This window comes from Cryomorpha ignava (assembly GCF_010686655.1).
Classification (GTDB): Bacteria; Bacteroidota; Bacteroidia; order Flavobacteriales_D; family Cryomorphaceae; genus Cryomorpha; species Cryomorpha ignava.
The window spans coordinates 26,093-52,319 of sequence record NZ_JAAGVY010000035.1; the positions used below are offsets into that span (position 1 = coordinate 26,093).

Here is a 26,227-nt window from a genome sequence, read left to right on the forward strand (position 1 = left end):
ATTTATAGCCAAATTTTCAAACCTTTAAAAGCTATCAAAAACTTCGCATTAAACATCTGGACTTTTTAATGGCTCAATAACGCAGATCTGGCACCTGAATTTGTTTACTATCTTAGGAGTCTCCCCGAAATAAACTCGTCTTTTAAATTCAGGCTCATCAACCATCATAATAACCAATCACTAAGAACGAATCACTAAGAACCATTAACGAATCAAAATGAACGAATTAACGTCAATTGGTTCAATCGATTGAACGAATTTACATTAATTCGTTCACAACGTGGAAATAAAGCCTTACCCCAGAATGCTTAATGTACAAATTGAAAAATATTTGAAAAACAGCTAGCGTTTTTCTGCGATAGCTCGACAAAATTTCTTTATTCAGAACATGTATTGATCCGATTGAATGAGTCAATTCTTCAGTCGAAAGACTAAACTCCGCTATTTAGCCGATCCGTCCATCACCCAATCCAAATAGTTTTCGGAGTTAATTAATTCAAATTTTGAATCTGGATAAGCGTTTTTCCATGCAATCGGTGCTTTAGCGTTGCGCTTCGGATTCCATTTGAATTCATAGCCGTGCAAGATTCCGCCGCGGTCTTCTATCCAGTCTATTTCCTGCTGATCATAAGTTCTCCAGAAAAAGTTATAAACCAACAATCTGCTGTATTTTTGATATTTAATACGTTCGCTAATGATGTAATTTTCCCAAAGTGCACCAATATCATTTCTCAACTCTATAGGGTTCATATTTCCAATCAGGATATTCCTTAGTCCATTATCGTAGAAATACCATTTTTTTCCTTTTACTATTTCTTTTCTTAGGTTTCTGCTAAAGGCACTTACCGAATGTAAGATGTACACTTTAGAAAGCAAGTCTAAATACCTTTCGACGGTATTTTTACTCATCGATAATTGCCGTCCTATTTCGTTGTACGAAACTTCGGATCCAATCTGAAATGCAATCAATCGAAGCAAATCAAAAATTTTATCTGAATTGCGAATGTTTTCAAATGACAATATGTCTTTTAGCAAATATGAATTTACAAGATCTTCCAGGTACTCCTGCTTTTCTTTTATATCAGGCAACTGAATAAGCTCGGGATAGCTCCCATAAATAAGCCTTTGATTCAAATTGGCCGCCTTATCTAGCGGGCTTTCAACTTGATTTAATTCTTCTTCCGAGAGTGCAAACAGCTTAAACGTTTTTTTTCTTCCAGTAAGTGGTTCGCCAGTAATTGTATTTATATCGAATGCTGATGATCCAGTAACCAGTACTTTGAGTCCTTCTATTTCATCAACCATTAACTTCAGCACATTCCCGATTTCGGGTATTTTTTGTGCTTCATCTATAACGAGTAATTTATTACTTCCTAAAAGATTGAGATAATTTTGTGTACTTCTGTATTCCAGTTTTTTTCTGACATCTGCATTTTCACCATTCAGCAATAAATACGGCTCGCTCATTTGCTGCAAAATCTGGTGAATAAGCACGGTCTTTCCCACCCGTCTGGGGCCAAGGAGTATTACTACCTTATTCGGGACAAGGCTTTTTAACACATCTTTTTCGATCGATCTTTTTACAATATAGTCCATGTATTGACCAAATTTAGCTAAATTTAGTCAGAGTACTGACTATTTTTACAAAAAAATGGTTTTTCTGAAAATGTTTAGCCTAACACCTGGACTCTTGAATGGCCAAATGGCGCAGATTTAGCTCCCGAATTTCTTTACGATCTTAGGCGGTAATTCTTTCACCACTTTTGTCGAATTAGAGTCTGTCAATACACTTAAGTGGTTGAGCCAGAAAGTTCGATAGCAACGCGCACGCAGTTCTAAAAATCAAGGAGTTGACTTTGGTCAATGACTGTTTTTAGAACAAGTGCAAGGCAGATATCGGACTTTATGGACAGACACTAATTATTTCACCACTTCTCGCAGCATGTCAATCTGCTCCACAAGATGCTCAAACTCTTCAAAATTCAATGTTTGCTGTCCATCCGAAAAGGCTTTTTCCGGTTCGTGGTGAATCTCCACAATGGCTCCGTCGGCTCCTGCTATCATTGACGCAAGTGTGATCCGCGACACGTGTTTTCTGATTCCGATTCCGTGGGAAGGATCGGCGATAACCGGCAGGTGGCTCTTCTCTTTCAAAATGGGAATGGCATTGATATCAAAAGTATTGCGGTAGGCGCTTTCGAAAGTGCGAATGCCGCGCTCGCAAAGCATCAACCGCTCATTTCCGGCAGAGAATACGTACTCCGCAGATTGGAGTAGCTCGTCGATTGAGCCAGAAATTCCGCGTTTTATGAGAACGGCTTTGTCCACTTCACCCAGCGCATCGAGCAGATTAAAATTCTGGGTGTTTCTGGCGCCGACCTGAAATATGTCTACGTAATCAAACATTTCTTCAATTTGCGAAACCTGCATTACTTCTGTGATAATTTTAATGCCTTTGCTACGGCAGATTTCGTAGAACGATTTTAAGCCTTCAATCCCCATTCCGCGAAAAGCGTAAGGCGAGCTCCGCGGTTTGAATACACCCCCACGCATTATTTTCACGCCGCTCTTTACGAGCTGATCAGCAATTTTCTCTATTTGATCTTCTCCTTCTATGGAGCAGGGGCCGGCCATCAACGTGAAATTATTCTCGCCTATCACCACTCCGTCGCCAAGGTCGATCTCGGTAGCCCTTAATTTCCATTTCCGGGATACGAGTTTATAGGCATCTGTAACGCGGTGAACATCGGCCACACCGGCCATTTTTCCGATTGTTCGGATGTCAATTTCCTTGTTGACAATGGCCACCAGATAATGGTTGTACTGGGTATGAATATCTACCGCCTGAATTCCGTTTCCGGTAAGTTTGGCTTCAATATCGAGCCGTTCTGAAGTGGCAATGTCTTTTTTTAGCTGAATAATCATGGTTTAATCTTTTTGTAAAATTTTTGTATCGAATCTGCCGAAGTTCCTTCTTTGCTAAGATGGTTGATAAATGCACTTCCTATAATCGCTCCATTGCTATAGCTGCATGCATTATCGAAGCTTTGCTGGTCGTGAATACCAAAACCGATGAGTCTCGGATTGCGCAGTTCCATTTTTTCGATTCGCTCGAAATAGCCCTTTTGCAGATCCATTGCTTTATTGCTTCCGGTGATGCTGTTTGACGATACCATATAAATAAATCCATCGGAGTTGACGTCGATTTCGGCGATGCGGCTATCGGTGGTCTCGGGCGTAATGAGCAGAATATTTGAGAGCCCTTTTTTCCGGCAAAGCTGCTCCCAGTGTTCCTTGTAATATGGCAACGGCATATCTGGAATAATGACGCCATCAATGCCAGTTCCCACGCATTTTTCAATAAATTGCTCTTCGCCAAATTGAAGGATGGGATTGAGATAGCCCATCAAAATAACCGGTATTTCGGTAGAAGAACGCAGGTCTTTGAGCTGTTCAAATAAGACCTTTACAGACATTCCATTCTGTATCGCTTTCTGACCGCTTTCCTGAATTACAGGCCCATCCGCAAGCGGATCTGAAAAGGGCATTCCAAGCTCTATCAAATCAACACCCGCTGCGTCGAGATGGCGAATTATTTGAGTGGTATCGTCAAGTGACGGGTAGCCGGCAGTAAAGTAAATCGAGAGAATGTTTTCCTTTTTTCTGCCGAATAGGTTGTGAATTCTATTCATAATTCGAAGTGTTTTTTGTAGGTCATCATATCCTTGTCGCCCCTTCCAGAAAGGTTTACCACCACCACGTCGTCTTTCCGGAGTTTCATTTTTGGCAGATATGCCAGCGCATGTGCCGACTCGAGTGCGGGAATAATACCGTCTTTTCGCGAAAGCTGAAAGGCTGCATCCAGCGCTTCGGCATCTGTCACGCTCACCACCTGCGCCCTGCCGGTGTCGTGAAGATACGCGTGCACCGGCCCAATTCCGGGGTAGTCGAGCCCCGCCGATATCGAGTGCGGTTCTGTGATTTGACCGTCGTCGGTCTGTATCAGGTAGGTTTTACTTCCGTGAATGATGCCCTTGCGACCGAGCGCTATGGTGGCGGCAGTTCTTCCGCTGTGCACTCCTTCGCCCCCGGCTTCCACGGCTATAAGTTTCGTTTTTCCATTGTCGATAAAGTGGTAGAAAGCGCCGATGGCATTGCTTCCGCCGCCAAGGCAAGCCAAGATATAATCAGGTTCGCTGCTGCCTGTTTTCTCTTTTAATTGTGCCTTGATTTCTTCGCTTATCACCGATTGAAATTTTGAAACCATATCCGGATAGGGGTGCGGCCCCACGACAGAACCAATAATATAATGCGTATCCACCGGATTGTTAATCCACTCGCGGATGGCTTCATTTGTGGCATCTTTTAGCGTGCGACTGCCGCTCGTTGCAGGCACCACCTTTGCGCCGAGCAACTTCATGCGCTCCACGTTTGGCATTTGCCTTTCAATGTCTACTTCGCCCATAAAAATGGTGCAGCCAATACCCATCAATGCGCAGGCTGTTGCTGTAGCCACTCCATGTTGCCCCGCTCCGGTTTCTGCTATAATGTGCTTCTTATTGAGTCGCTTCGCAAGCAGTATCTGGCCTACCGTATTGTTGATTTTATGCGCGCCGGTATGGTTCAGGTCTTCTCTTTTCAGGTAGATCTGGGCATTGAATTCCGATGAGAGATTTGCGGAATAAAACAACGGTGTGGGCCGACCTACATAATCTTTGAGCAGGGCCCTGAACTCTTCCTGAAAACTATCCGAATGGATGATACTCCTGTATTCCCGTTGCAACTCGTCGACATTTGGGAAGAGCATTTCAGGGACAAAGGCACCGCCAAATTCTCCGTAAAAGCCCGCTTCTGTGGGATTAAATGATTGCATGCTTTCTGATGGTATTTAAAATCGTTTTTACTTTTTCGTAATCTTTCACACCCGGAGATGTTTCGAGCTTGCTGTTCAAATCATAGCCCGCCAGCATTGGATGTTGAATTTTCATGGATTGAGTGATATTTTCTAAACCCAGTCCACCGCTTAGCAGAAAAGGTGTACTACCGGTGTACTGTTCCAAAATAGACCAATTAAAAGATTTTCCGCTGCCGCCAAATCCTTCGACCTTCGTGTCGAAAAGAAAATAACTGCAAGTGCCGGCGTAAGCTTCGGTGACCGAAAAATCAAATGACCCGTCTATTGGGAAAGCCTTCATTATTTTGATATCATTTTGCGCAAGCTCCTGGCAAAACGCAGGTGACTCATCTCCGTGAAGTTGTGCAAAGCCAAACCCGAATTTTCTGCAAATGGCCGTGACATTCTCCACATTTTCATTCACAAAAACCCCAACCTTTTCGATCTCTGATGGAAGGCTGCTGAAGGCTTCAACAGAAAAATCCTTACCAACATAGCGCGGCGACTTTTCGTAAAAAATAAATCCCAGAAAATCCGGTTTCAAACCGGAAATAGCAGCGATGTTTTCCTTTTCCCTAAGTCCGCAAATCTTTGTCTTCATCTCCGTAGTTCTTTCATAAGCTGACTGCATTTGGCCGCCGGATTGCTGTGTCTCATAAAATATTCACCGATAAGGAAACCATCAAATCCATTTGCCTTGAGCAGCTTTATGGTCGCAGCCGATTCTATTCCGCTCTCTGCTACTTTTACCATCGATTTGGGAAGCAATTCCGCCAGGCGCATGCTGTTTTCCACATCTACATCAAAGGTGCTCAAGTCGCGGTTGTTGATGCCCACCAAATCGGCACCGGAATTTGCAGCCATTTTTACTTCTTCTTCATTCTGGGTCTCCAGCAGCACTTCCATCCCGAGTTTTTGAGCGATTTCCCTGAATTCAATAATCGTTTTTTCATCCAGCATTTTCGCGATAAGCAGAATAGCATCTGCACCCATCGATTTTGATTCATAAATCTGATAGGCATCCAAAATGAAATCCTTTCGGAGAATGGGGCAATAGTTGAACTTTCGGGCTGTGGGCAGGTCGTCGGGCTTGGCGCCGAAGAAATGTGTGTCGGTGAGCACCGAGAGCGCCGAAACGCCAGCCTGCATATAACCAAGGGTCACTTCTTCGACATTGGCGTACTTGTTTATATCGCCTTTCGATGGCGATTTGCGCTTAAATTCTGCAATGATTCCGGTTCTCTCGGGGTCGGTAATGTACTGTTTCAGAGACACGCAAGGACTGCCGAAATAGATGCTTTTTTCGAGTAATGGCAATGGATAAAGCGATTTCCGCTCTGCCACTTCTTTTATTTTGTGTGCTTTTATGGTTTCGAGTATGCTCATGATAATTGCTTTAGTGTGGTAAATGCTTTTTTGGCTTTAAGGCCTAAGAGTGATTCCCGCGCCGCTTCGATGGCATCAATCAGCGCGGTTTCGGGCCGGTAAGTTCTGATGGCGAGAGCGGCATTGGCCAGTACCACTTCATTTTGTGGTTGGCTGCCTTTTCCGTCGAGTATTTTTGTGAAAATTGCCGCGGCCTCACCAACAGTATCTCCGCCGTGCAATTCGGTGTAATTGACTTTCGTCAAACCAAAATCGGCTGCATCGAGATTGTATTCGCCACTGTTTGCAATGACTTTACACCCTGCGGTGAGCGACACTTCGTCAAATCCATCGAGTGCGTGAACTATGCTGTATTTCACATTTTCATCCTGAAGAAGGTACTTATACATTCTCGCCAGCCCCAGGTCAAAAACACCAGCCATCTGAACGCTTGGGCGGGCAGGATTTACAAGCGGGCCGAGCATATTGAAAAACGTTTTTACACCGAGTTCTTTCCGCACCGGTCCGACGTGGCGCATGGCCGGATGAAAAAGCGGTGCGTGCAAAAAGCAAATGTTTGCTTCCGAAATTTGCTCACGCAGTCCGCTCTCATCTGTAGGAAATTTAATTCCGAGTTGTTCGAGCACATTCGATGAACCCGAAACCGACGACACCCCGTAATTTCCGTGCTTGGCAACGGGTATTCCCGCTCCGGCCACCACAAAAGATGTCAGTGTCGAAATATTGAATGTGTTTTTTCCATCGCCGCCGGTTCCGCAGAGATCCATGGGATCGAATTCCGAAAGATCTACCTTGTGGCAAAGCGAGAGCAGCGCATTTCGAAAACCCTTCAACTCACTCAAGGTGATATTGCGCATGATGAATGCCGTGAGAAAGGAAGCTATCTGCGCCTGATTGTATTTCCCTTCTGCTATATCGGTGAGCACTTGTCCGGCATCTTCTTCAGAGAGCGTCCGGTGCTGGTATAGGTATTCCAGTATGTCTTTCATCGTTTTATCCAGTTTTCCATTATCTTGATTCCGTGTTCTGTAAGTATCGACTCGGGATGAAACTGCACTCCCCGCAGGTCGAATTCAGCGTGCTTAATGGCCATAATATTTCCGGCTGCATCCTGCGCCAAAAGTTTTAGCGAAGGTGGCAGTGCAGCATCCACCACCCAGGAATGATAGTGGCCGATGGCAAAATTTTGCGGCAAGCCATCAAATAAATAGTCTGCTTCCGAAAATTGAATCTGCGATGCCACGCCGTGCAATGGGGTACCCAGATTTAGAAGTTTTCCGCCAAAACTTTCCGCAATGGCTTGATGACCCAAGCATACACCTAAAATGCTTTTAGAAGATGCATACCGCTTTATGACTTCCGGCATGAGCCCAGCTTCTTCTGGAATTCCCGGCCCGGGCGAGAGTAGAATCTTGTCGTATTCGGCGACAGCTTCAATATTGAATTGGTTGTTTTTGACCACTTCAATATGTTCAACTCCAAGCGCATAGAGCATATGCACAAGGTTGAAAACAAACGAATCGTAATTGTCTATTACCAGTATTTTCATCGGTTAAAGTGTTTGTGCGAGTTCAATGGCTTTGCGCAAAGCCGAGAGTTTATTGTCAACTTCTTGTAATTCGCTATCGGGATTTGATTTGGCGACAATGCCACAACCAGCCTGATAGGTGAGTTTGTTGTTTCTGCTCAAAAAGGAGCGGATAAAAATGGCGTGGTTGAAACTGCCGTTGAGTCCTATAAAGCCTACAGCCCCACCGTAAAACCCGCGGCTTTCGGGCTCATTTTCATCTATTATTTGCATGGCGCGGTGCTTTGGCGCTCCCGACAATGTACCTGCTGGATAGGTGTCGCCGAAAATTTTTATGGCGTTGTAATGGGTATCAAGTTGCGCGCTCACACGTGAAACAAGGTGAATGACATGCGAGTAAAATTCGATTTCTTTAAACCGCTCTACTTCAACATTTCTACTGTTTTTGCTCAAGTCGTTTCGGGCTAAATCGACAAGCATGATGTGCTCGGCATTCTCCTTCGGGTCTGCTGCCAGGGCTTTTGCTGCCAAAGCGTCTTCAGCGGGAATTCCTGTGCGTCGAAAGGTGCCTGCTATCGGATTTATCACCGCCTTTCTGTCGGCTATGGTGAGCTGCGCTTCCGGTGAAGATCCGAAAATTCGGAAATCACCATAATCGAAATAGAAAAGGTATGGCGACGGATTTATGGAACACAATGCACGGTAAACATTGAACTCATCTCCTTTAAACTCGCGGGCAAACTTTCGTGAGAAAACCACCTGAAAAACATCGCCGCGGTGGCAATGCGTTATTCCTTTTTTTATCTTTTCGAGAAAGTCGTCATCAGAGAAATTGCATGTTTCTTCGTCACTGGCAGAAAATTTGAATTGAGAAACCGCCCGGCTGAAAACCATCGCCGACAAGTCTTCAATATCAGATTCTTCGCCTTCCAGAAGGTGTTCCAGAATATACAGTTCGTGGTTAAAGTGATTAAAGACTACGACGTACCGAAACAGGTGATACTGCATCAGGGGAAGGTCAAAAGATTGGTTTTGGAATTCAATATCGCCAAAAAGTGGAATCGCATCGTAGGATGTGTAACCAAAGAGCCCGTTTGTTTCAAAACCCATTTCGGGAGCGTCGCATTCAAAGGAAGCTGAAAACTGGGAAAGACGGTCTGCCACGTCTGTTTCGGCGGTTTTGAAATGCTCTATTGTTCCATCCGGATACCGGCATTCCATTGTTTCGCGCCCCGCCTGAAACGATGCAATCGGCTGCAAACAGATGTACGAATAGCTGTTCTCCTTGCTCTTGTAGTCGGAGCTCTCGAGCAGAAAACTCTGCGGAAATTTGTCGCGCAGCTTCAGATACAGCGCCACCGGAGTGTGCAGATCACTAAGTTGCTTTCGGATGTTTGTTTTAAAACGGAATTTCTTTTTCACTTCAATTTAATTTTATGGCAATAAAAAAAGCCCACCGGAATCGGTGGGCTTTAAAATATTTTGGGAGCAAAATAAAAGGCACAACTAACCGAATCCGAAACGGGATTTAGAAAGCCACCACCAAGCAGTATTTTGCGAATTGATTCTCATTTGTCGGTGGCAAAAGTAAGGATTTAAATAACCGGTATGCAAATATTTTTGTCTGAAAAGGAAAAATTGGGTTTGATACGCGAGAAAAATGACGGATTAAAGCATTGATTTTCTGAACTATTATCGGAGAAAAAATATTTTTGATATGTTAGGTGTCAGTTTTTTACGCAATTAACATCGTGATAATCATTGATGAAGAGATTTTAAGTTAGGTTATATATGCCAAGTTAAAGATTAAAGCTTATTTTTAAAATGGATGAGCAGGCATAAAGGTTACCTAAATGCAAATTGGAAAAAATGTCAAAAAGGAGTAGCCCAAGAGATTGTTTTAAATCAAATTTACTTGCCCTGTAAGTAAACCTAAGGGTCAATTAAGGAATTCGCACAGCTCGTTGCTGGTCTATTTCTGGTCAACTGAATTTTATTCTATTTTAATAGAATCGATTTTAAGATCGATGGAAGGTAAGATATAGCAAAAAATGGATCTTTGAAAAAGGCAAATTTCCATTATTCAAAAAATGACATATATTCGCCATTGAAAAAAACAGATTATCTAGGTGACGATGAAAGGTCAAATAACGCTACTGGTGGGGATTTTCCTATCCATTACTTTGTCTGCACAAGACGACGTATCACAATTCTTCGACGATGATGGAATTTCCGATCCCGATAATGCTTTTAAGATAGATATAATAGCAACTGCGGGAGGTGAGTTCACCCTTTTGTACGAGCGCTTTTTCACGGATGAATTGAGCTTGGAAGTAGGAGCGGGTTTCGCTCTCGGAAGAGGCGTTGAACCTCTATTTACTTTTTTGGACACCGAACAAATGTTCACCAATCGCGGAGGAGGATTTAAATTCTTGCTCAACCCGAGGTATCATCCTTGGGGAGATCGACGAGAGGGTTTAATTTTCGGAATCAATTTCTTTGTCAGAAATCTTACTGATGTTGAATATACAGGATTTACTACAGATCGAAAAGACACTTTTATCGGCCTGTATCAAGGATATCAATGGGAGATTGGCAGTCGTATGAGCATTGAATTGGGCTATCATGCAGGATTGCTGCTCATTGAAGTCAATAATCAAGCACGATTCTTAGAAAACTCTCGTCTGAATTTAGGGTTTTCTTGTAAACTAGCATACCATAAATAACAAACCAATAAATTAATATGAAATTTGATTTAAGAGTACTAACGGCATTCTTTCTATGCCTTAACATGGGTGTGAATGCCCAAGTAGCCGACTTAAGCCCGAGCAATCTGGTAGATGTTGAAGTAGGCCCGGAGTATAAGTCTAAAAATGCCTTGATAGATATTGTTGCCCATGATGAAGACCATTTTTACACCATTTTGGAAAAACGTAGTATCGTAAACATGGGCGTTTTGGCCGGGCAGCCTAAAGCTTTTTTGGCTCGTTTTAATAACGCAATGGAGCTGGAGCAGGAAACGGAACTTGAAATGGAGTTTGAAGGAAATGAGCTGGATTATGAGCGCCTTTTTATGCAAAATGGCAATCTCTACTTATTTTCTTCTTTTATGAACAAAAAGCAAAAAGTACGTTATGCTTTCTACCAAACAATTGACAAGGAAACATTAGTTCCCAACAAAGACATAAAGAAGATTGCCGAGGTAGGAGGAGATTCCAAAAAGGAACTGAAAAGTACCGGATTCAGCGTTTTCAGGTCAAAAGATAACGGGAAAACTGTGGTGTACTACGACCTCCCCTTTGCGGAAGATGAGAATGAAAGATACGGAGTTCATGTCTTTGATGATCAAATGAATATGCTTTGGACGAAAGAAATAGAATTGCCTTTTGCAGATGAAAACTTTTACATTACATCGCGGAAAGTTGCCGAGAATGGTGACGTTTATATCATGGGACGATTATGGAAAGACAAAAAGGAACGTGAGAAAAAGGAAGTCAATTATAAGTATGTAGTAATTGAGTTGACCGAAGAAGGAACTAAGCTGAATCAATACGAAGTTGATTTAGATGAAAAGTATGTTAGCTCCATGATTTTGCGGCTTAACGATCAAAATGAATTGCTTTGCGGAGGATTTTATGCTCTTTTTGACAGTTATGGCGCAATGGGAAGCTTTTTTGTCAAGATAAATCGCGAAACTGGTAAAATAACCCACAAGAGTTTTGAGCCATTCGATGAAAGTTTTATCGTAGAAGATTTAGATAAGAAAGCCAAGAAAAAAGCCAATAGGCGAATGGATAAGGACAAGAATGTTGGCATCAGTCGCTTGGAGCTTGACGATATTGTATTGCGCGAAGATGGCGGGGGCATAATAGTAGGAGAAAGACGATGGATAGAGACGAGAACCACTACCGATAGCCGAGGAAATACTAGAACCTATTATATTTATCACAACAACGATATTATTCTTGTGAATATCGATCCCAATAGCAATATAGAATGGAATGCCAGAATTCCAAAGGAACAAACAATGAACAATAGTGACTACTTCTCATCCTATCTAATAGCGATAAGCGGCTCAGATATGCTGTTCATTTTTAATGATAACCCCAAAAACCTTATGTACAATGGTGATGGGAAAATCGAACGAATGAACCTAAAGAAGAATTACGTTGCTTTGGTAAGGGTAGACAGCGATGGTCGGGTTTTTCGAAAAGCCTTGATGAAAGAATATGGAGGAAAAACGATTGTGAGACCCCTGGTTTCGGAGCAACTTCTCAATGACGACATAATACTCTACTCCGAGAGGGGAAAGAGAAAACAGTTCATACGGGTTAAGCCGAAAAATTAAAAAGCCGATAAACGCGGTAATATTCATTTTGAATGATCACCAATTCTGATACAAAGAACGATTCCTACCTCTTCAAAAGAACTAAGGAATCATTCTTTTTTATGCGGGAAGATGGTCTGAATCATCTCCGTTGTAGATGGATTTGATAAAGGATGAGTGGAGTTCGGTCACATTTTCAATTTCTGAAAATAGCGTTGTATTGGTTGTTATCATACTGGCGATTTATTAATTGAATGAATAAATTAAAATAGGATTTAAAACCTTTTTTAACAACAACCTTTGTTTTCTTGAATTGGTGGACAAGGACTCGTTCCATAAGAGCAATAAACACAACAATCGCCTTCGTTTGGTTTAAGAACAGTTTTACATTTCTCACATTCGTAAAAGAATTGACACGAATTTGTTGGCATATCTTCTTCTTTTTTATGTCCGCATTTTGGACAAGTGATTTCTGATTTTAATTGAATTTCCATTCGTTTTCTTTTATGGCCAAATCTATCCATTCTTTAAAGTCCATTTTACGCATTAATGCAAACGATTACCTTTTTTGGGCAATCAGTAAAGCTGATCCTAAAAGAACGGAACTTGAGATTGCCATAATTTTGAATGTATTCATTCTACGTCTCTTAATTATTCAGAATTACAAGCTTTACAGTGTGAGGCCTTGTTGCTGTTTGAACTTATCCTTCCGATTCCAATAATGGTTTATTATTGATTACTAGGTCAAAATAGCGGGGGTTAGCTCTTTTGAGTGAACAACATCAAGCTAATTGCCATCATGTTGAGTAAGTATATAATTGCTTTCATTATTTGACAATTCATTCATTTAATTTGAATCCTTCAAAATATAAGGAATATTGTATTTTTTCAAAAGTGCAATGACGCCATTTGTTTGTAAGCATATGTGGGTAGGTATAACATTTTGGAAATTGTTTTCTACTCAACCATTAGACCAATTTAGCGGAAAGCTTCCAGGCCATCTAAGTTCAAGCGATTTTTTTTTTAAAAAAAAATTCAATTGACTATATCCGAATTCATCAATAAAATTTGTTTTCATGACTATAGAGACCGTCGCTGAGGTACGCCAGAAATTTTCGGATTGATGAAATGCGCATTTTTTTATTCTTTATGTTAGGATATTCTTAACTTTATACATAAAACCCAGGATTAGAAAGACTAATCTGGCTATTTTAAAAAAAAACTCCTTTATGATGAAAAATTCTATTCTTCTTTTCTTTTTAGCTGCGAGCACTGCGTGCTTTGGACAGCTCAACTTGCCAGTAGATTTTGAATCTACAACGCTCGATTATGGCCTCACTGATTTTGGTGGTAGCGCCTCTCAAATTATTACCGATCCGACAGACGCCGGCAACAAGGTGGTGGAAACCATTCGTACGGCTGGAGCCGAAACCTATGCGGGTACTACAGTAGGCGGCACAGTTGGTTTTGATACGGCAATTCCTTTCGATTCAGAAAACACCATTATGTCGGTTCGTATCTGGTCGCCTACAGCTGGGCTACCGATGCGAATGAAAGTGGAAAATTCGACAGACCCAGGAGTATCCGTGGAAACAGAAACGATTTCGACAGTTGCCATGGGCTGGGAAACAGTTATGTTTGATTTTGCAGTACAAGCGCCGGGAACAGCAGCCATTAATTTCGGTAGTTCTTACAACAAGGCATCTGTTTTCTTCAATTTTAATCAGCCGACGGGTACTTCAATAGAACAAACATTCTATTGGGATGATATGACCTTTGTTGGCGGCACCGGTGGCGGTGGAGGCGATCCGTTCGACCTACCAATCACCTTCGAAGGAGAGCCTTTTGGCTTTAACGATTTCGCAGGGACAGCAACTACTATTGTTGTAGATCCTACAGATCCCAACAATATGGTTGGCCGCACTGTACGATCTAATACTGCTGAAGTTTATGCTGGAACAGTTCCAGGTGGGCCTTTGGCGAACCCGGTACCTTTTTCTGAAGGAAATACGATGATGTCGGTGCGTGTTTGGTCACCAAATGCCAATACGCCCGTGCGGTTGAAAGTAGAAACTGCCGGTGGTGGGCCTGCTACTGAAGCAGAGACTACCACCACGGTAGCTATGGAGTGGGAGACTTTGGTTATTGATTTTAGCAATCCGGTAGAAGGCCAGCCCGCCTTAGATTTGAATGCCAATTATAACCAACTGGTTATTTTCTTCAATTTCGGAACCACTGGTGCGGATGCCGGGGAGCAAATTTATTTCTGGGATGACCTCGCGTTTGGAGATGGTTCCGTTGCCGAACCTTTCGATCTACCTATAACCTTCGAAGGAGATCCATTCGGCTTTACTGACTTTGCAGGGACGGCGACTACTATTGTTGTAGATCCTACAGATCCCAACAATATGGTGGGTCAAACTGTACGATCTAACACAGCCGATGTATTTGCGGGTACAGTGCCCGGAGCTGGCCCCTTGGCAAATCCTGTGCCTTTTTCGGCGGGAAATACCACTATGTCTGTTCGGGTATGGGCGCCGAATGCAAACACACCAGTTAGACTAAAAGTAGAAACTGCCGGTGGTGGGCCTGCAACAGAAACAGAGACTACCACCACTGTTGCCATGCAATGGGAAACTTTGGTGTTCGATTTCAATAATCCCGCAACTGGACAACCAGCTTTGGATTTGAATGCCAATTATGACCAGCTGGTTATTTTCTTCAATTTCGGAACATTGGGTTCAGATGCTGGAGAACAAGTTTACTTTTGGGATGATTTAGCTTTCGGAGGCACCGTATCGGTTGAAGAAGTTTCTTCTAACTCCAATATCAGTGTTTACCCGAATCCAGCTAACGACCATTTCCTCGTAAGTTTTGCCGATGGAAACATTGACAAAACTACCCTTTCATTAATGGATATAACTGGTCGTGTGGTTGAGCGAATTAACGTAGTAAATACTATGACGCGCGTTGAAACCAATACATTGGCCGCAGGTCAGTATATCTTGCGCATCGACACAGCCGATAAGGCTTATGCGCAAAAAGTACTGGTTACGAAATAATCGTTTAGGTTGAAATTTTCAGCCCCTTCCGAGCAATTGGAAGGGGCTTTTTTATTTTCTCGGCATTCGGGAGATCTCTTCTAGATGTAATTAGTTTTACCTCCTTAGTTTACACCATATCAGATCTGGCTTTACAAGCAAAGTCTCTTTTTAGGACTCCCTTTTATAAAACCGATATAGTTATTGTCTATATTTGACTTTGATCCAATCAATATTTTTATAGCACCTTCATAATCTGTCTATTAATGGATTGTTAGGGCAATTTAAAGTATTAACTGGAATCGCAACCATGCACTTGAAATGACCATGCCGACATATTCACCACTAGGTACTTACCTGCGGCATTTTCTGTCTGTCACATTTATGTGCGCGATTGCTATAAGTGTTCACGCTCAATCCTACGTATGGGCCAAGAGCTTGAAAGGCTATGGAACATCCTCAATTGATAACCTTGAACCCGGGATGTCCTTAGCTAGGGACATCGCTTTAGATTCAGATCAAAATATTATCATCACTGGATATTCTACTGATTCTGTTGATTTTGACCCTGGAGACAACCAGCTAATTTTACGCACTCCAGATCAAAATCCATATTTAGCAAAATACGATACGAACGGAAATCTTCAGTGGGCGTATGTTTTTCCTTCGGGGTGGAATGCTTACGGAAATTCGGTCACCGTTGATCAATATGACAACGTAATTTTCACCGGATATGGCGTGAAGCCAATAGATTTCGATCCAGGACCAGAAGAATATATCCTTGGAGAGTCAAGTCCAAATGGACCTTTTGCCTTTTTTGCCAAATATGCTTCAAACGGAGCATTCATCTTTGCCAGGGAATTTTATGGAAATTCTGCAGCCATTCCGAATAAAGTGCTTTGCGACAATGCGGGAAACATTATTCTAGCTGGCCGCTTTTATGGAAATATAGACATCGACCCCGGCGACGAAGCGTACATTTTGAATGGCGAAAACGGTGGCGGCTTTTGGGCAAAATTTGATCCTGATGGCAATCTGATTTATGGTAAGTCTCTTAGTGGGATAAGCAACATTGGCGATCTGACTGATATGTCTATTTGTGAAAATGGAGACATCCTGCTTTCTGGGTATTTTGGAAATTTGGTAGATTTTGATCCTGGACCTGATGAATTCCTGATGCAAGCAGAAGGTCCTGCCGATCGCTTTTTTGCACGTTATACATCAGCTGGCGAATTAATTTGGGCAAAACGACTTAACATCAATAGTTACGGCTGTTGCTCTCCAAGTGAGTACATCTGTATTCGTGAAAACACTGAAGGTGATATTTTGATCGCTGGAAATTTCAAACAAACCGCCGACTTCGACCCGGGACCGGGGCAGAGTTATCTTTTTGGCGGCCTCGCCACATCAGCCTATTTTGCAAAGTTTAGTGCTGATGGTAATTTCATCTGGGCAAAAAGCCTTACAGGTGGTTTTTGCCCAGTTTACGATATGGAGATAGATTGCAGAGACAACATTTATCTCACTGGAAGTTTGGTGAGTGCCGATTTTGATCCTACGTCTGCCATTGCCTTCTTGCAATCTAATGTCGCATCTGCATTTACGCATTACATGGCGAGGTATGATATAGATGGAAATTTTGTAAGCGTAAAACAAATTGGCGGAAGCAGCAGCGGCCCGTCAATTACATCAATGGTAGTGCGTGACGAACATCAATATATGGCTGGCGGTTTTCGATATACGGTCGATTTTGATCCTGATGAAGGCGAAGCATTATTGACAATGGGCGGCATGGGATGGAATACCTATTTCGCTAAGTACAAGCTGGATATTAATCCGGTTCAAGCGGATACTACGTTGTGCGATCAAAGTCAGGTTATTTTGGATGCTTCAACTTCCAATGCCACCTATTTGTGGAATACTGGAGAAACAACGCCAACCTTAGATGTTGATGAAGCAGGAGATTATGATGTGGTAATCTCGCAGGAAGAATGTACGACTTATCGCAATTTCACAGTTGATTTTAATTCACTTCCCCGTTTGGAAATTGATAGCTTAATAAAGCTGTGTGATAATTCTGAATTGGATATCCGCTTGAACCCTTCAAATTATAATATCTTATGGAGCGACAATTCCACAGATGCTATTCGCACAATCAATCAGCCGGGAATTTATTGGGTTCAATTTTATGATTCACTTTGTTCCCGCACTGACACCTTCGAACTCGATTTTTACGATTGTGAAATCATACTGACCATGCCAAATGTGTTCACGCCAAATGGTGATGCAATGAATGAAGTGTTTGCAGCATTACAAATGAAGGGAATTACTAGGGCAAAGCTTTTTGTGTTCAACCGTTGGGGTAGGCAGATTTACGAAACAAACGATCTATCTCAAGGGTGGGATGGGACTATCGCGGGTGAACTTGTAACGGAAGGTGTTTATAATTGGATTGTTCAATATGAAACTATTCTTAGTGAAGCGCTTAACCAATCAGGCACAGTCAATCTGTTTAGAGATTGAGATAATTTCAGAGAACAACACTATTTCGAACCCTTAAAAGATAAAACATCTTTCGAAAAATTTCGAACTAAACACCTGAATGGCCAAATGGCGCAGATTTGGCTCCCTAATTTCTTTACGATCTTGTAAGCGAAGATCAGAAAGTATTTTCACAGAAATAAATTGCTTGCGACCCAATTCTACGCCCTTCGGTTGTGAGAACGCTCCGCTAAGTTGTCACCATTTTTGCGAAAAAGCAAAAATACCGCCACAACCTAAACATGTAATACTTCTCTCACCGCGCGATGAATCGCGCGGCTACGAGAAGTTCCGACTAACCAAAAGCGCTGTACAGATGCACTTACCATCAATAAATGCTTAAATCGCTCCGAGAGTAATCACACAGAAATAAACTCGTCGACATCGTCCAATAACTAAGAACCAATCACCAAGAACTCTCAACCTATCTTCTTCCCCCGCAGCCTCAACGCATTCGCAATGACAGAAACAGAGCTAAAACTCATCGCCAAAGCTGCAATCATCGGCGAAAGCAAAATTCCGAAAAACGGGAACAACACACCGGCGGCAATCGGCACGCCCAATGAATTGTAAACCAACGCAAAAAACAAGTTCTCTTTAATATTCTTCATCACTGCATCTGTCACATTTCAGTGCTTTAGCTTACTTGCAAACATCGCAATAAGCCGACAGTTCAGCATACTTTAAGAAAGCTTCAAATTTCTAAACAAGCGCTTATTATTCTAAGGTCTAGGAACGGCACTAAACTCGCCGTTGGTTACTTCTATTGAACCAACGATCTGACCGTCTTCAAATCGGGCGGCGGTGAATGAAAAGGTTCCTTCAATCAGAGATTCGGTTGATGTGGTGATTTCCATAACACCCGAAGTACCGTCAATACCAGCGGTGTAAGTCTCACCCTGGAAAGGGTTGCCGTCAAAATGCTCGTAGGTAGTTAAATATACGTTTTCATCTTGACTGACTTCCAATGGATAGACTCCAACAGTTGGCGCATCGATCGATTCACCACCCGTTTGTGCGAATGAGATATTAAACGTTATTGGATTTTGATCTATGAGCGTGATGTCCCATGTGTGAATACCGTTGATTTCAAATGCTCTGAAATCAGCGATTCCGGTGTGTTCTCCTTCCAGATCGCCAGAAACAGTAAATGAGGCACTCCCACCATGTCCAGTGTCATCGCCATTGGATCCTGTGGAAGGACTCTCGTCGTCGTCAGAGCAAGCTGTAAAAGTTAAAAGTAAAGCGGTTAAAAATAAGGTGTTGAATACGTACTTCATAGGGTTTTGATTTTTTTTTACCAATCTATAATCTAATTTTTGTGAGTAATTATTTGATGCTATAAAGGTATTAAATCTCTCAGTAAATTCCAAACCCAACCCTTGTATTAGAAACTTAAGTTATTGTATAGCAATATTTTAAATTTATGATGCTATATTAGTTCAGGTAGCTATCTGGGAATATCAAATTTAGGGAGTCACCATAAAATTTCAATAAAACTACTTTTAGATAATTTTTTATTCTCATTTATAATCGTAAATTTGTTGAGGCATTTGGCTGCGCAACTTATCTTCCCATACATGCTCTGCCGCTTAAACAATCCATAGGCACAGGCTAAAAAATATACATGGAATTTTGAAGTATGGTACATTACTAAAGTAGAGAAACGCAAGTGAGAAGGCGGTTTATTTTCGAAAAGTTCGAATGGAGCCAAATACTAATAGTAACCAAAATGAACGATATGAAACGAATATTGCACCAACCAAATAAGAATTTCCCGAAAGATAACCCTACTGGTATAAATGCTTTGGCAATTATGAGACATTCTCTCATGCTAGCTCTCTGTGTCATGATTTCCCAGATTGGCTTCAGCCAAAATTTCATTACTGAGTGGACTTTTCCCGAAGCATCTGATGAGATAGAGTTTAGAGCATCTACCGAAGGCGATGTATTTTATTCCTGGAGTGCAAGTCCGTCCGGAAATAACGGTAGCGGAAGTTTTAATCCGGAGTATTCGAGTGTCGTCCTTTCAGGCTTATCAATAGAAGCAGGAGATGTAGTAACTTTGGAGATTCTTCCGAACAACCTTAATCGTTTTTATATAGCTCATGGTCCCGATCGACTTCGCTTAACAGATGTGGTGCAATGGGGCGGTGTTTTCTGGACGAGCATGAGCCAATTTCTTCATGGGTGTGTGAATGCCGACATCAGTGCGACAGACGTACCTATCCTAGTCAATGTCACAGACATGTCCCGAATGTTTTCCAATGCAAGCTCCTTTAATCAGGATATCGGAGATTGGGACGTTTCAAGCGTCACCGATATGTCCCTCATGTTTTATGATGCAGAGTCGTTTAACCAAGATATCAGCAATTGGAATGTATCCAATGTAACGGATATGGAAGAAATGTTTTACGGTGCCCTTTTATTTAATCAGGACTTGTCCGAATGGAATGTGTCTAATGTTGTTGCCATGGAGGGAATGTTTAAAGAAGCTGAAGCTTTTAATCAGGACATTAATGCTTGGGATGTTTCCGGAATTTTCGACATGACTGAGATGTTCATGGACGCTGCATCTTTCAATCAAAACATCGATAGCTGGGATATATCAAATGTTACTAACACGCGGAATATGTTCGATGGAGCTACTTCTTTCAATCAAGATCTTGCTAGTTGGGATGTCTCCAATGTGAATTATATGAATTATATGTTTGCCAATACCGATTTCTTTAATGGAGATATCGATGCTTGGGATGTTTCAAATGTGACCAATTTGACAGGTATGTTTGAAAGTGCCAGCGCCTTTAACCGGGATATTGGAAACTGGGATGTTACCTCTGTGCAAGAAATGGATGGTACGTTCCGTGGGGCGGATTCTTTCAATCAGGATATTAGTGGTTGGGATGTATCGAGCGTAAATACTATGGGAGTCATGTTTAATGAAGCTATAGCTTTTAATCAGGACATCTCCGGTTGGGATGTGTCCAATGTAGAAAACATGGTCTTGATGTTTAGAGACGCCAGTTCCTTTAATCAGAACCTGGGTAGCTGGATCTTGTACCCGAGTGTGATATTGGTCAATGCCTTTAACGATTGCGGTATGGATTGCGATCACTATTCTGCTACGCTGGCAGGATTTCGCTTGAATAATCCCACTGTAACAGGAATACAAATGAGCTCCTACGGATTAGAGTTCGGCACCGAAGCTGTTGCTTTCAGAGATTCGCTTATCATTGCACAAGGATGGACAATTGCTGGAGACGAATTTAGCGGTGGAGAATGTGGACTTCTTTTGTCGGCAGACGTCCGTTCTTCGAATGAGAATAATCTCATCATGGCGTATCCCAATCCTACAAGTGGGAGAATAGTGATAGAAGGCAATGACACCGAATTAAAACAAATCAGAATCTTCAATGCACTCGGACGGGAAGTTACGGCTGGGACGCCAATAAACAGGGCGGCACAAAATGAAGTATCTCTTGATTTATCGAAATTGGCTGCTGGAATGTATTTCGTCCGAACTTTGAACGGTTCAGTTAAAGTGCTTAAGGAGTAGTATTTGATAGATGAATTGATCTCATGTAAATAGGCATCAGGTTCTATATTATGCTGTCCAGAAAAGTCCTTAATAAGTAACTCGAGTTTTGCCTTTCTTCACCAGAAGTAATAAGCGATTACTGTTCGTTGTTATTTGAGACTTTCTCAATGAATCTGGACACCCCATTTAGGTGTTTTTTGAATGGGTAAGCAAGAAGCTGAACTTAGAACACCAAATGGCTTAAATGTCAGAAAGGAGAAGTTCCAAGTAAAGTCGAACCCATATAGGATAAAACCTTTTTCAAAAACATTAACCTTAACACTTTGACAATTGGACACTTGAATGGCCAAATGGTGCAGATCTGGCACCCGAATTTCTTTACGAGCTTATGAACAAAAACGAGAAAGTAGTCTTACAGAAGTAAACTCGTTCACCGCGTCCAATCACCAAAAACTAAGAACCAAAAACTCCTATCCTATCTTCTTCCCCCGCAGCCTCAACGCATTCGCAATGACAGAAACAGAGCTAAAACTCATCGCCAAAGCTGCAATCATCGGCGAAAGCAAAATCCCGAAAAACGGAAACAACACACCGGCGGCAATCGGCACGCCCAATGAATTGTAAACCAACGCAAAAAACAAGTTCTCTTTAATATTCTTCATCACTGCATCGCTCAAGTTCCGTGCTTTCACTATGCCGTGAAGATCACCTTTAACCAGCGTTATCATGGCACTTTCAATGGCTACGTCGGTTCCAGTTCCCATCGCAATTCCCACATCGCTTTGGGCAAGTGCGGGTGCATCGTTAATTCCATCGCCGGCCATTGCAACTACTTTCCCGGCTTCTTGCAATTTTTTGACTTCTTCCAATTTGTTTTCGGGAAGCATACCAGCTTTAAATTCTGTGAGATTGAGCTCTTTGGCTACAGCCTGCGCCGTATCGTGATTATCTCCCGTAAGCATAATTACAGCAATCCCTTTTTCCTGAAGTTCTTTGATAGCCTTTGCACTCGTCGCTTTGATTTTGTCTCCAATTACCACATATCCCGATACTTCGCCATCAACCGATAAATAAGAAACAGTTTTACCTTGTTTCTGAAATGCTGAAGCTTCGCTTTCCATTTCCGGTGAAATCTTTGCTTGGGCATACGCCATCATTTTCGCATTTCCCAGTGCGAGCTTTTTCCCGTCCACAATTCCTTCCACTCCTTTTCCGGAAACGGAATTGAACTTTTCTGTTTTTGAAATCTCAACTTCCTTTTCTTTCCCATATTTCACGGTGGCTTCGGCAAGCGGGTGCTCACTCGAGTTGTTGAGCGATGCAATGAGATGAATGAGTTCGCTTTCGCGGAAACGCGTAACAAAAGCGCCTATTTTCTCTACAGTTGGTTTGCCTTCTGTGATGGTTCCGGTCTTGTCAACAATCAAGGTATCCACCTTGTCCATTTTTTCAAGTGCTTCGGCATTTTTGATCAGCACACCATTTTGAGCACCTTTACCCACACCTACCATAATCGACATGGGCGTGGCGAGCCCGAGCGCACATGGGCAGGCGATAATCATAACCGCAATGGCATTTACCAAGGCGTAAACATAAGCCGGTTCGGGACCCCAGATAGCCCAGACAGCAAAGGTGATAGCTGAAATAGCAACAACAACAGGCACAAAATAACCCGAAATGGTGTCTGCCAGTTTTTGAATGGGCGCACGGCTACGACTCGCATCGTTTACCATTTTAATAATTTGTGAGAGCAGGGTTTCGCTTCCCACTTTCTCGGCCTTCATCAAAAATGACTGGTTGCCGTTTATCGTTCCGCTGGTTATTTTGTCGTTTTCACCTTTTTCTACGGGAATCGGTTCACCCGAAATCATCGACTCATCAACCGTAGTTTCACCTTCAGTAATTACGCCATCGACGGGAATCTTGTCGCCAGGCTTAACCCGTAAAATATCACCTTTTACAATTTTGTCAATGGCAACTTCTTCTTCCTTACCGTCTACCACACGAATGGCTTTATTTGGCGACAGCTTGAGCAATTCCTTCACTGCCGAGTTGGTTTTGCTATGCGCCCGAGCTTCCAAAACCTGCCCCATCAGCACAAGCGTAAGAATAACCGTTGCCGCTTCAAAATACACATGCACAGCACCAGAATCTGTTTTAAACTGTTCCGGGAAAAAGTCAGGAAAGAGCATTCCAAAAATGCTGAATAGCCAAGCTACTCCTGCGCCGATCCCAATGAGCGTAAACATGTTGAGATTCCACGTTTTAATACTTCGATAAGCACGCTCAAAAAACATCCAAGTCGCATAAAAAACAACAGGAATAGAAAGCGCGAACTGTGCCCAGTTCCAGTATTTCTGTTCCATTAGGTCGTAAAGCGGATTATTCGGAATCATTTCGCTCATGGCCATAAGAAAAATGGGAAGTGTGAAAGCTAGTGCTATCCAGAATTTCTTCAATAGCTTTTTATAGGTTTTCTCTTCGGCAGAAATATCGGGTTGCAAAGGCACCAGATCCATGCCGCAAATTGGGCAAGATCCCGGCTCGTCTTTTACTACTTCGGGGTGCATTGGGCAAGTCCATTGCTCGCTGCTTGTGGCTTTGAGACTTTGCTCTTCTACCAAGTCCATTCCACAAACCGGGCAGTCGCCGGGCTTGTCGTAGGTTTTATCGCCTTCGCAATGCATTGGGCAGTAAAAGCTGCCTGTGCCCTTCTCTTTGGGTACTGACGAAATCAACAATTTGTCAGCATCTGCGATTTTGGATTTTTTCTGATGTTCGTGGCGATGCTTTTCTGCTTCACTTTTATGAATGGAGTAATTGCCACCATCGTTTTTCAAGGCTTCCTGAAATTTTTCAATTGGAATATGGGATTCCATTTCAATGGTAGCTTCCGCTTTTTCAAGATCGACAGAAGCCTTCTGCACGCCTTCTACTTCGCTAAGTGTTTTCTCTACATGGCTTCTACAGCCATTGCAAGTCATTCCGGATATTTTGTAAGTATGTAGCATTTTGCTTGAGTTAAATAGAGTCTGTTAATGCACTCAAGTGTCTCGGCTATAAACTTCAAGATCAAGGCATGCGCAGCTCTGAAAATAAGGAGTCCTGACTGTAAACGTCAGGATGACTATTTTCAGAGCAAGTATAACGAAGATATTGGACTTTATAGACAGACACTAAGATACAAATTTACGTGACAGGATTTAAGTTCTCTTATATAATTAGAGATGATTTTTGTTAGATTTTGGTTGTAAGTCGTCGAGCGAAATTCTTCCCGCAGGCTTTCCCACCTTAAACTGCGTCGGTGTCAACCGTCACGCAGTCACGATTATAAAAACTTCTGTCAAATATAAGAAAATCCCAACCGGAATTATTTTCCAGCTATTGCCAGAAATAGCGATAGGAGCATACTTGAGGACGCAAATAAATAGAAGCCAGCCAATGACTCCACACCAATCTATAAGTTTAGTCATATTTCAAGTGTACATGAACAAAATGTGTATCCATCGGACAATAGCATAAGTGTGAAAAGTGAGCAAGAATTCGTTATATTTGAATAAAATTCACCCAATGAAAGCAATAGAGTTTAAATCTAAAATTAAGAACAACCGCATTGACATTCCTTATAAGTTGCAATCTATTTTAAAAGGGAAAGATGATGCTACTGTGCGGATAATCGTTCTGATTGATGATGTTGATTGTGAAGACGACCATTCTTTTAATCAAGCTACACAGAATCAGTTTTTAGAAGGGTATTCTGATTCTGATTCGGTTTACGACGATTTGTAAGACCAATTATGGAAAAGCTGCACTTTGGAGATGTTGTATTGTTGAAATTTCCATTTACAGATGGAGTAAGTTTTAAACGCAGACCGGCACTTGTGGTAAACGATTTTGGGGACGATGATATCCTTTTGTGCCGCATTACCAGTAGGCTATATGACACAGAATTTGATGTTAAAGTTGATGACTGGAATGAATCGGGTTTAAAATTGCCATCAGCAATTCGTGTTCATAAACTTGCAACACTCCAAAAAGAATTGGTTGAAATGAGAATGGGTACGGTAGATCAACCTACTAGAGAAAAAATTAAAGTGCTTATCGGGAAATTGGTGAAGTAACAGCCCCCACGACCATATTACTTCAGCCATTTTGCAGAAGCTTCTTGAACCTGATTTTGGGTAAGCGTTTCACCGGCTTTCTCCTGTCTTTCTGATTCATCAATATCTGTGAGTAATGAAAGGTGTGCGTAAATATCTTCAATAGTAGATTCAGGAGTTAGCTTTTCAGCAATTTCAATGAGGTGTCTTTTTAAAGTTGATGTTTTCATAATGTGAAGTTACAAAAAGAAATGCTTCAATTAAAAAATCAGTACCGCGGTAATGCCCATATTATGAATGTCTTCCGCAGTCTTCTAAAAGTAGTCATATCCTTTTAAGTGCGCTAAGCTTTAAAATTTCACTTTTAGGGTTATCCAGGAGTTCACCAATTAAAAAGTCTGTGAAAACGAGATATTAAATGTCCGAACCCAATCCATCAATTGATGACCTAACCGCAGAGTTATTAGCCTCAAACTGCTACCGTCGGAAGGAAAATCATCCGCCAAATAGCGGAGCAGAACAACTAAGTATTTTAGAAGACTATAATTTGATAAGTACGACAATTTTCAGTATTTTTACGACAAAATGTATTCTATGTCGATAAAAGCATTAAATAAAATCCTTGGTGACACAATTGAATTGATTCGATTAACCAGAATAGGCGTTGAATACTCATTATTCAACTCAATTCTTACCACAACTCCTTACTCCATAAAAGACTGGAGTTCATTTTTACATCTTACCGAAAGAACATTACAACGGTACAAAAAAGAAGGCAGATCGTTTGAACAACCTTATTCAGAACGAATTTTAGAAATCGCACAGTTACAAAAAAGGGGAATTGAAGTTTTTGGCGATGCAGATTACTTTAA

Annotated in this window: 21 protein-coding genes and 1 pseudogene; 8 read left to right on the forward strand and 14 right to left on the reverse strand. The window is 41.9% G+C overall.

Features of this window, described 5'->3' with window-relative positions; genetic code table 11:
• Nucleotides 1–441: 441 nt before the first annotated feature.
• The 9 genes from G3O08_RS15450 to G3O08_RS15490 all read right to left on the reverse strand — a co-directional run bounded on the left by G3O08_RS15450 (nt 442) and on the right by G3O08_RS15490 (nt 9,230).
• Nucleotides 442–1,596, reverse strand: coding sequence for an ATP-binding protein (locus tag G3O08_RS15450; RefSeq protein WP_163286289.1), 1,155 nt, complete (start codon nt 1,594–1,596; stop codon nt 442–444).
• Between the two features lie 324 nt (nt 1,597–1,920).
• A complete protein-coding gene (gene aroF, locus G3O08_RS15455; protein ID WP_163286290.1) occupies nt 1,921–2,925 on the reverse strand; it encodes a 3-deoxy-7-phosphoheptulonate synthase in 1,005 nt (334 codons plus the stop codon).
• Entirely contained in the window at nt 2,922–3,692 is a 771-nt protein-coding gene (gene trpA / locus G3O08_RS15460) for a tryptophan synthase subunit alpha (protein WP_204336899.1), read from the reverse strand. The genes aroF and trpA overlap by 4 nt, the downstream gene beginning before the upstream one ends.
• Nucleotides 3,689–4,873 carry a tryptophan synthase subunit beta gene (trpB, locus tag G3O08_RS15465; protein ID WP_163286291.1) on the reverse strand — a complete coding sequence of 395 codons (1,185 nt, stop codon included), beginning with the start codon at nt 4,871–4,873 and terminating at the stop codon, nt 3,689–3,691. The genes trpA and trpB overlap by 4 nt, the downstream gene beginning before the upstream one ends.
• The gene (locus tag G3O08_RS15470) at nt 4,860–5,495 is read right to left on the reverse strand and encodes a phosphoribosylanthranilate isomerase (RefSeq protein WP_163286292.1); all 636 of its coding nucleotides are present in this window, start codon (nt 5,493–5,495) and stop codon (nt 4,860–4,862) included. Before G3O08_RS15470 ends, trpB begins: the two co-directional genes overlap by 14 nt.
• The gene (gene trpC / locus G3O08_RS15475) at nt 5,492–6,280 is read right to left on the reverse strand and encodes an indole-3-glycerol phosphate synthase TrpC (protein WP_163286293.1); all 789 of its coding nucleotides are present in this window, start codon (nt 6,278–6,280) and stop codon (nt 5,492–5,494) included. Before trpC ends, G3O08_RS15470 begins: the two co-directional genes overlap by 4 nt.
• Entirely contained in the window at nt 6,277–7,269 is a 993-nt protein-coding gene (gene trpD / locus G3O08_RS15480; RefSeq protein ID WP_163286294.1) for an anthranilate phosphoribosyltransferase, read from the reverse strand. The genes trpC and trpD overlap by 4 nt, the downstream gene beginning before the upstream one ends.
• Nucleotides 7,266–7,829: an anthranilate synthase component II gene (locus tag G3O08_RS15485; protein WP_163286295.1), complete on the reverse strand. Its 564-nt coding sequence runs from the start codon at nt 7,827–7,829 to the stop codon at nt 7,266–7,268. Before G3O08_RS15485 ends, trpD begins: the two co-directional genes overlap by 4 nt.
• Nucleotides 7,830–7,832: 3 nt before the next feature.
• Entirely contained in the window at nt 7,833–9,230 is a 1,398-nt protein-coding gene (locus G3O08_RS15490; protein ID WP_163286296.1) for an anthranilate synthase component I family protein, read from the reverse strand.
• A gap of 713 nt (nt 9,231–9,943) precedes the next feature.
• On the opposite strand from G3O08_RS15490, the gene G3O08_RS15495 reads away from it, so the two are divergent.
• Nucleotides 9,944–10,534 carry a hypothetical protein gene (locus tag G3O08_RS15495; protein ID WP_163286297.1) on the forward strand — a complete coding sequence of 197 codons (591 nt, stop codon included), beginning with the start codon at nt 9,944–9,946 and terminating at the stop codon, nt 10,532–10,534.
• A 17-nt stretch (nt 10,535–10,551) separates the two neighbouring features.
• Nucleotides 10,552–12,156 carry a hypothetical protein gene (locus G3O08_RS15500; RefSeq protein WP_163286298.1) on the forward strand — a complete coding sequence of 535 codons (1,605 nt, stop codon included), beginning with the start codon at nt 10,552–10,554 and terminating at the stop codon, nt 12,154–12,156.
• Between the two features lie 266 nt (nt 12,157–12,422).
• Here the strand turns inward: G3O08_RS15500 and G3O08_RS21270 are convergent, their stop codons facing one another.
• Complete coding sequence (locus tag G3O08_RS21270) at nt 12,423–12,629, reverse strand: GDCCVxC domain-containing (seleno)protein (protein ID WP_163286310.1); 207 nt, start codon at nt 12,627–12,629, stop codon at nt 12,423–12,425.
• A 735-nt stretch (nt 12,630–13,364) separates the two neighbouring features.
• Here G3O08_RS21270 and G3O08_RS15510 point away from each other — a divergent pair.
• Nucleotides 13,365–15,197: a T9SS type A sorting domain-containing protein gene (locus G3O08_RS15510; protein WP_163286299.1), complete on the forward strand. Its 1,833-nt coding sequence runs from the start codon at nt 13,365–13,367 to the stop codon at nt 15,195–15,197.
• 462 nt (nt 15,198–15,659) lie between these two features.
• Nucleotides 15,660–17,699, forward strand: a complete 2,040-nt coding sequence (locus G3O08_RS15515) for a T9SS type B sorting domain-containing protein (RefSeq protein ID WP_163286300.1) — start codon at nt 15,660–15,662, stop codon at nt 17,697–17,699.
• Between the two features lie 437 nt (nt 17,700–18,136).
• Here the strand turns inward: G3O08_RS15515 and G3O08_RS15520 are convergent.
• Together G3O08_RS15520 and G3O08_RS15525 are read right to left on the reverse strand one after the other, a co-directional pair.
• Nucleotides 18,137–18,346 (reverse strand): annotated as a pseudogene (locus tag G3O08_RS15520) (hypothetical protein); the annotation flags it as partial.
• 93 nt (nt 18,347–18,439) lie between these two features.
• A complete protein-coding gene (locus tag G3O08_RS15525) occupies nt 18,440–18,997 on the reverse strand; it encodes a DUF6252 family protein (protein WP_163286301.1) in 558 nt (185 codons plus the stop codon).
• Nucleotides 18,998–19,458: 461 nt separating this feature from the next.
• On the opposite strand from G3O08_RS15525, the gene G3O08_RS15530 reads away from it, so the two are divergent.
• Nucleotides 19,459–21,273: a BspA family leucine-rich repeat surface protein gene (locus tag G3O08_RS15530; protein ID WP_163286302.1), complete on the forward strand. Its 1,815-nt coding sequence runs from the start codon at nt 19,459–19,461 to the stop codon at nt 21,271–21,273.
• Nucleotides 21,274–21,725: 452 nt separating this feature from the next.
• On the opposite strand, the gene G3O08_RS15535 is transcribed toward G3O08_RS15530, so the two are convergent.
• Nucleotides 21,726–24,266, reverse strand: a complete 2,541-nt coding sequence (locus tag G3O08_RS15535; RefSeq protein WP_163286303.1) for a heavy metal translocating P-type ATPase — start codon at nt 24,264–24,266, stop codon at nt 21,726–21,728.
• Between the two features lie 559 nt (nt 24,267–24,825).
• Between G3O08_RS15535 and G3O08_RS15540 the strand changes: the two genes are divergently transcribed.
• Entirely contained in the window at nt 24,826–25,044 is a 219-nt protein-coding gene (locus G3O08_RS15540; protein ID WP_163286304.1) for a hypothetical protein, read from the forward strand.
• An 8-nt stretch (nt 25,045–25,052) separates the two neighbouring features.
• Nucleotides 25,053–25,376 carry a type II toxin-antitoxin system PemK/MazF family toxin gene (locus tag G3O08_RS15545; protein WP_163286305.1) on the forward strand — a complete coding sequence of 108 codons (324 nt, stop codon included), beginning with the start codon at nt 25,053–25,055 and terminating at the stop codon, nt 25,374–25,376.
• A 17-nt stretch (nt 25,377–25,393) separates the two neighbouring features.
• Here the strand turns inward: G3O08_RS15545 and G3O08_RS15550 are convergent, their stop codons facing one another.
• Nucleotides 25,394–25,585 (reverse strand): hypothetical protein, encoded by a 192-nt coding sequence (locus G3O08_RS15550; RefSeq protein WP_163286306.1) that lies wholly within the window; start codon nt 25,583–25,585, stop codon nt 25,394–25,396.
• Between the two features lie 364 nt (nt 25,586–25,949).
• Between G3O08_RS15550 and G3O08_RS15555 the strand changes: the two genes are divergently transcribed.
• On the forward strand, nt 25,950–26,227 hold a 278-nt coding region (locus G3O08_RS15555; protein WP_394352326.1), incomplete at its 3' end, for an antitoxin Xre-like helix-turn-helix domain-containing protein.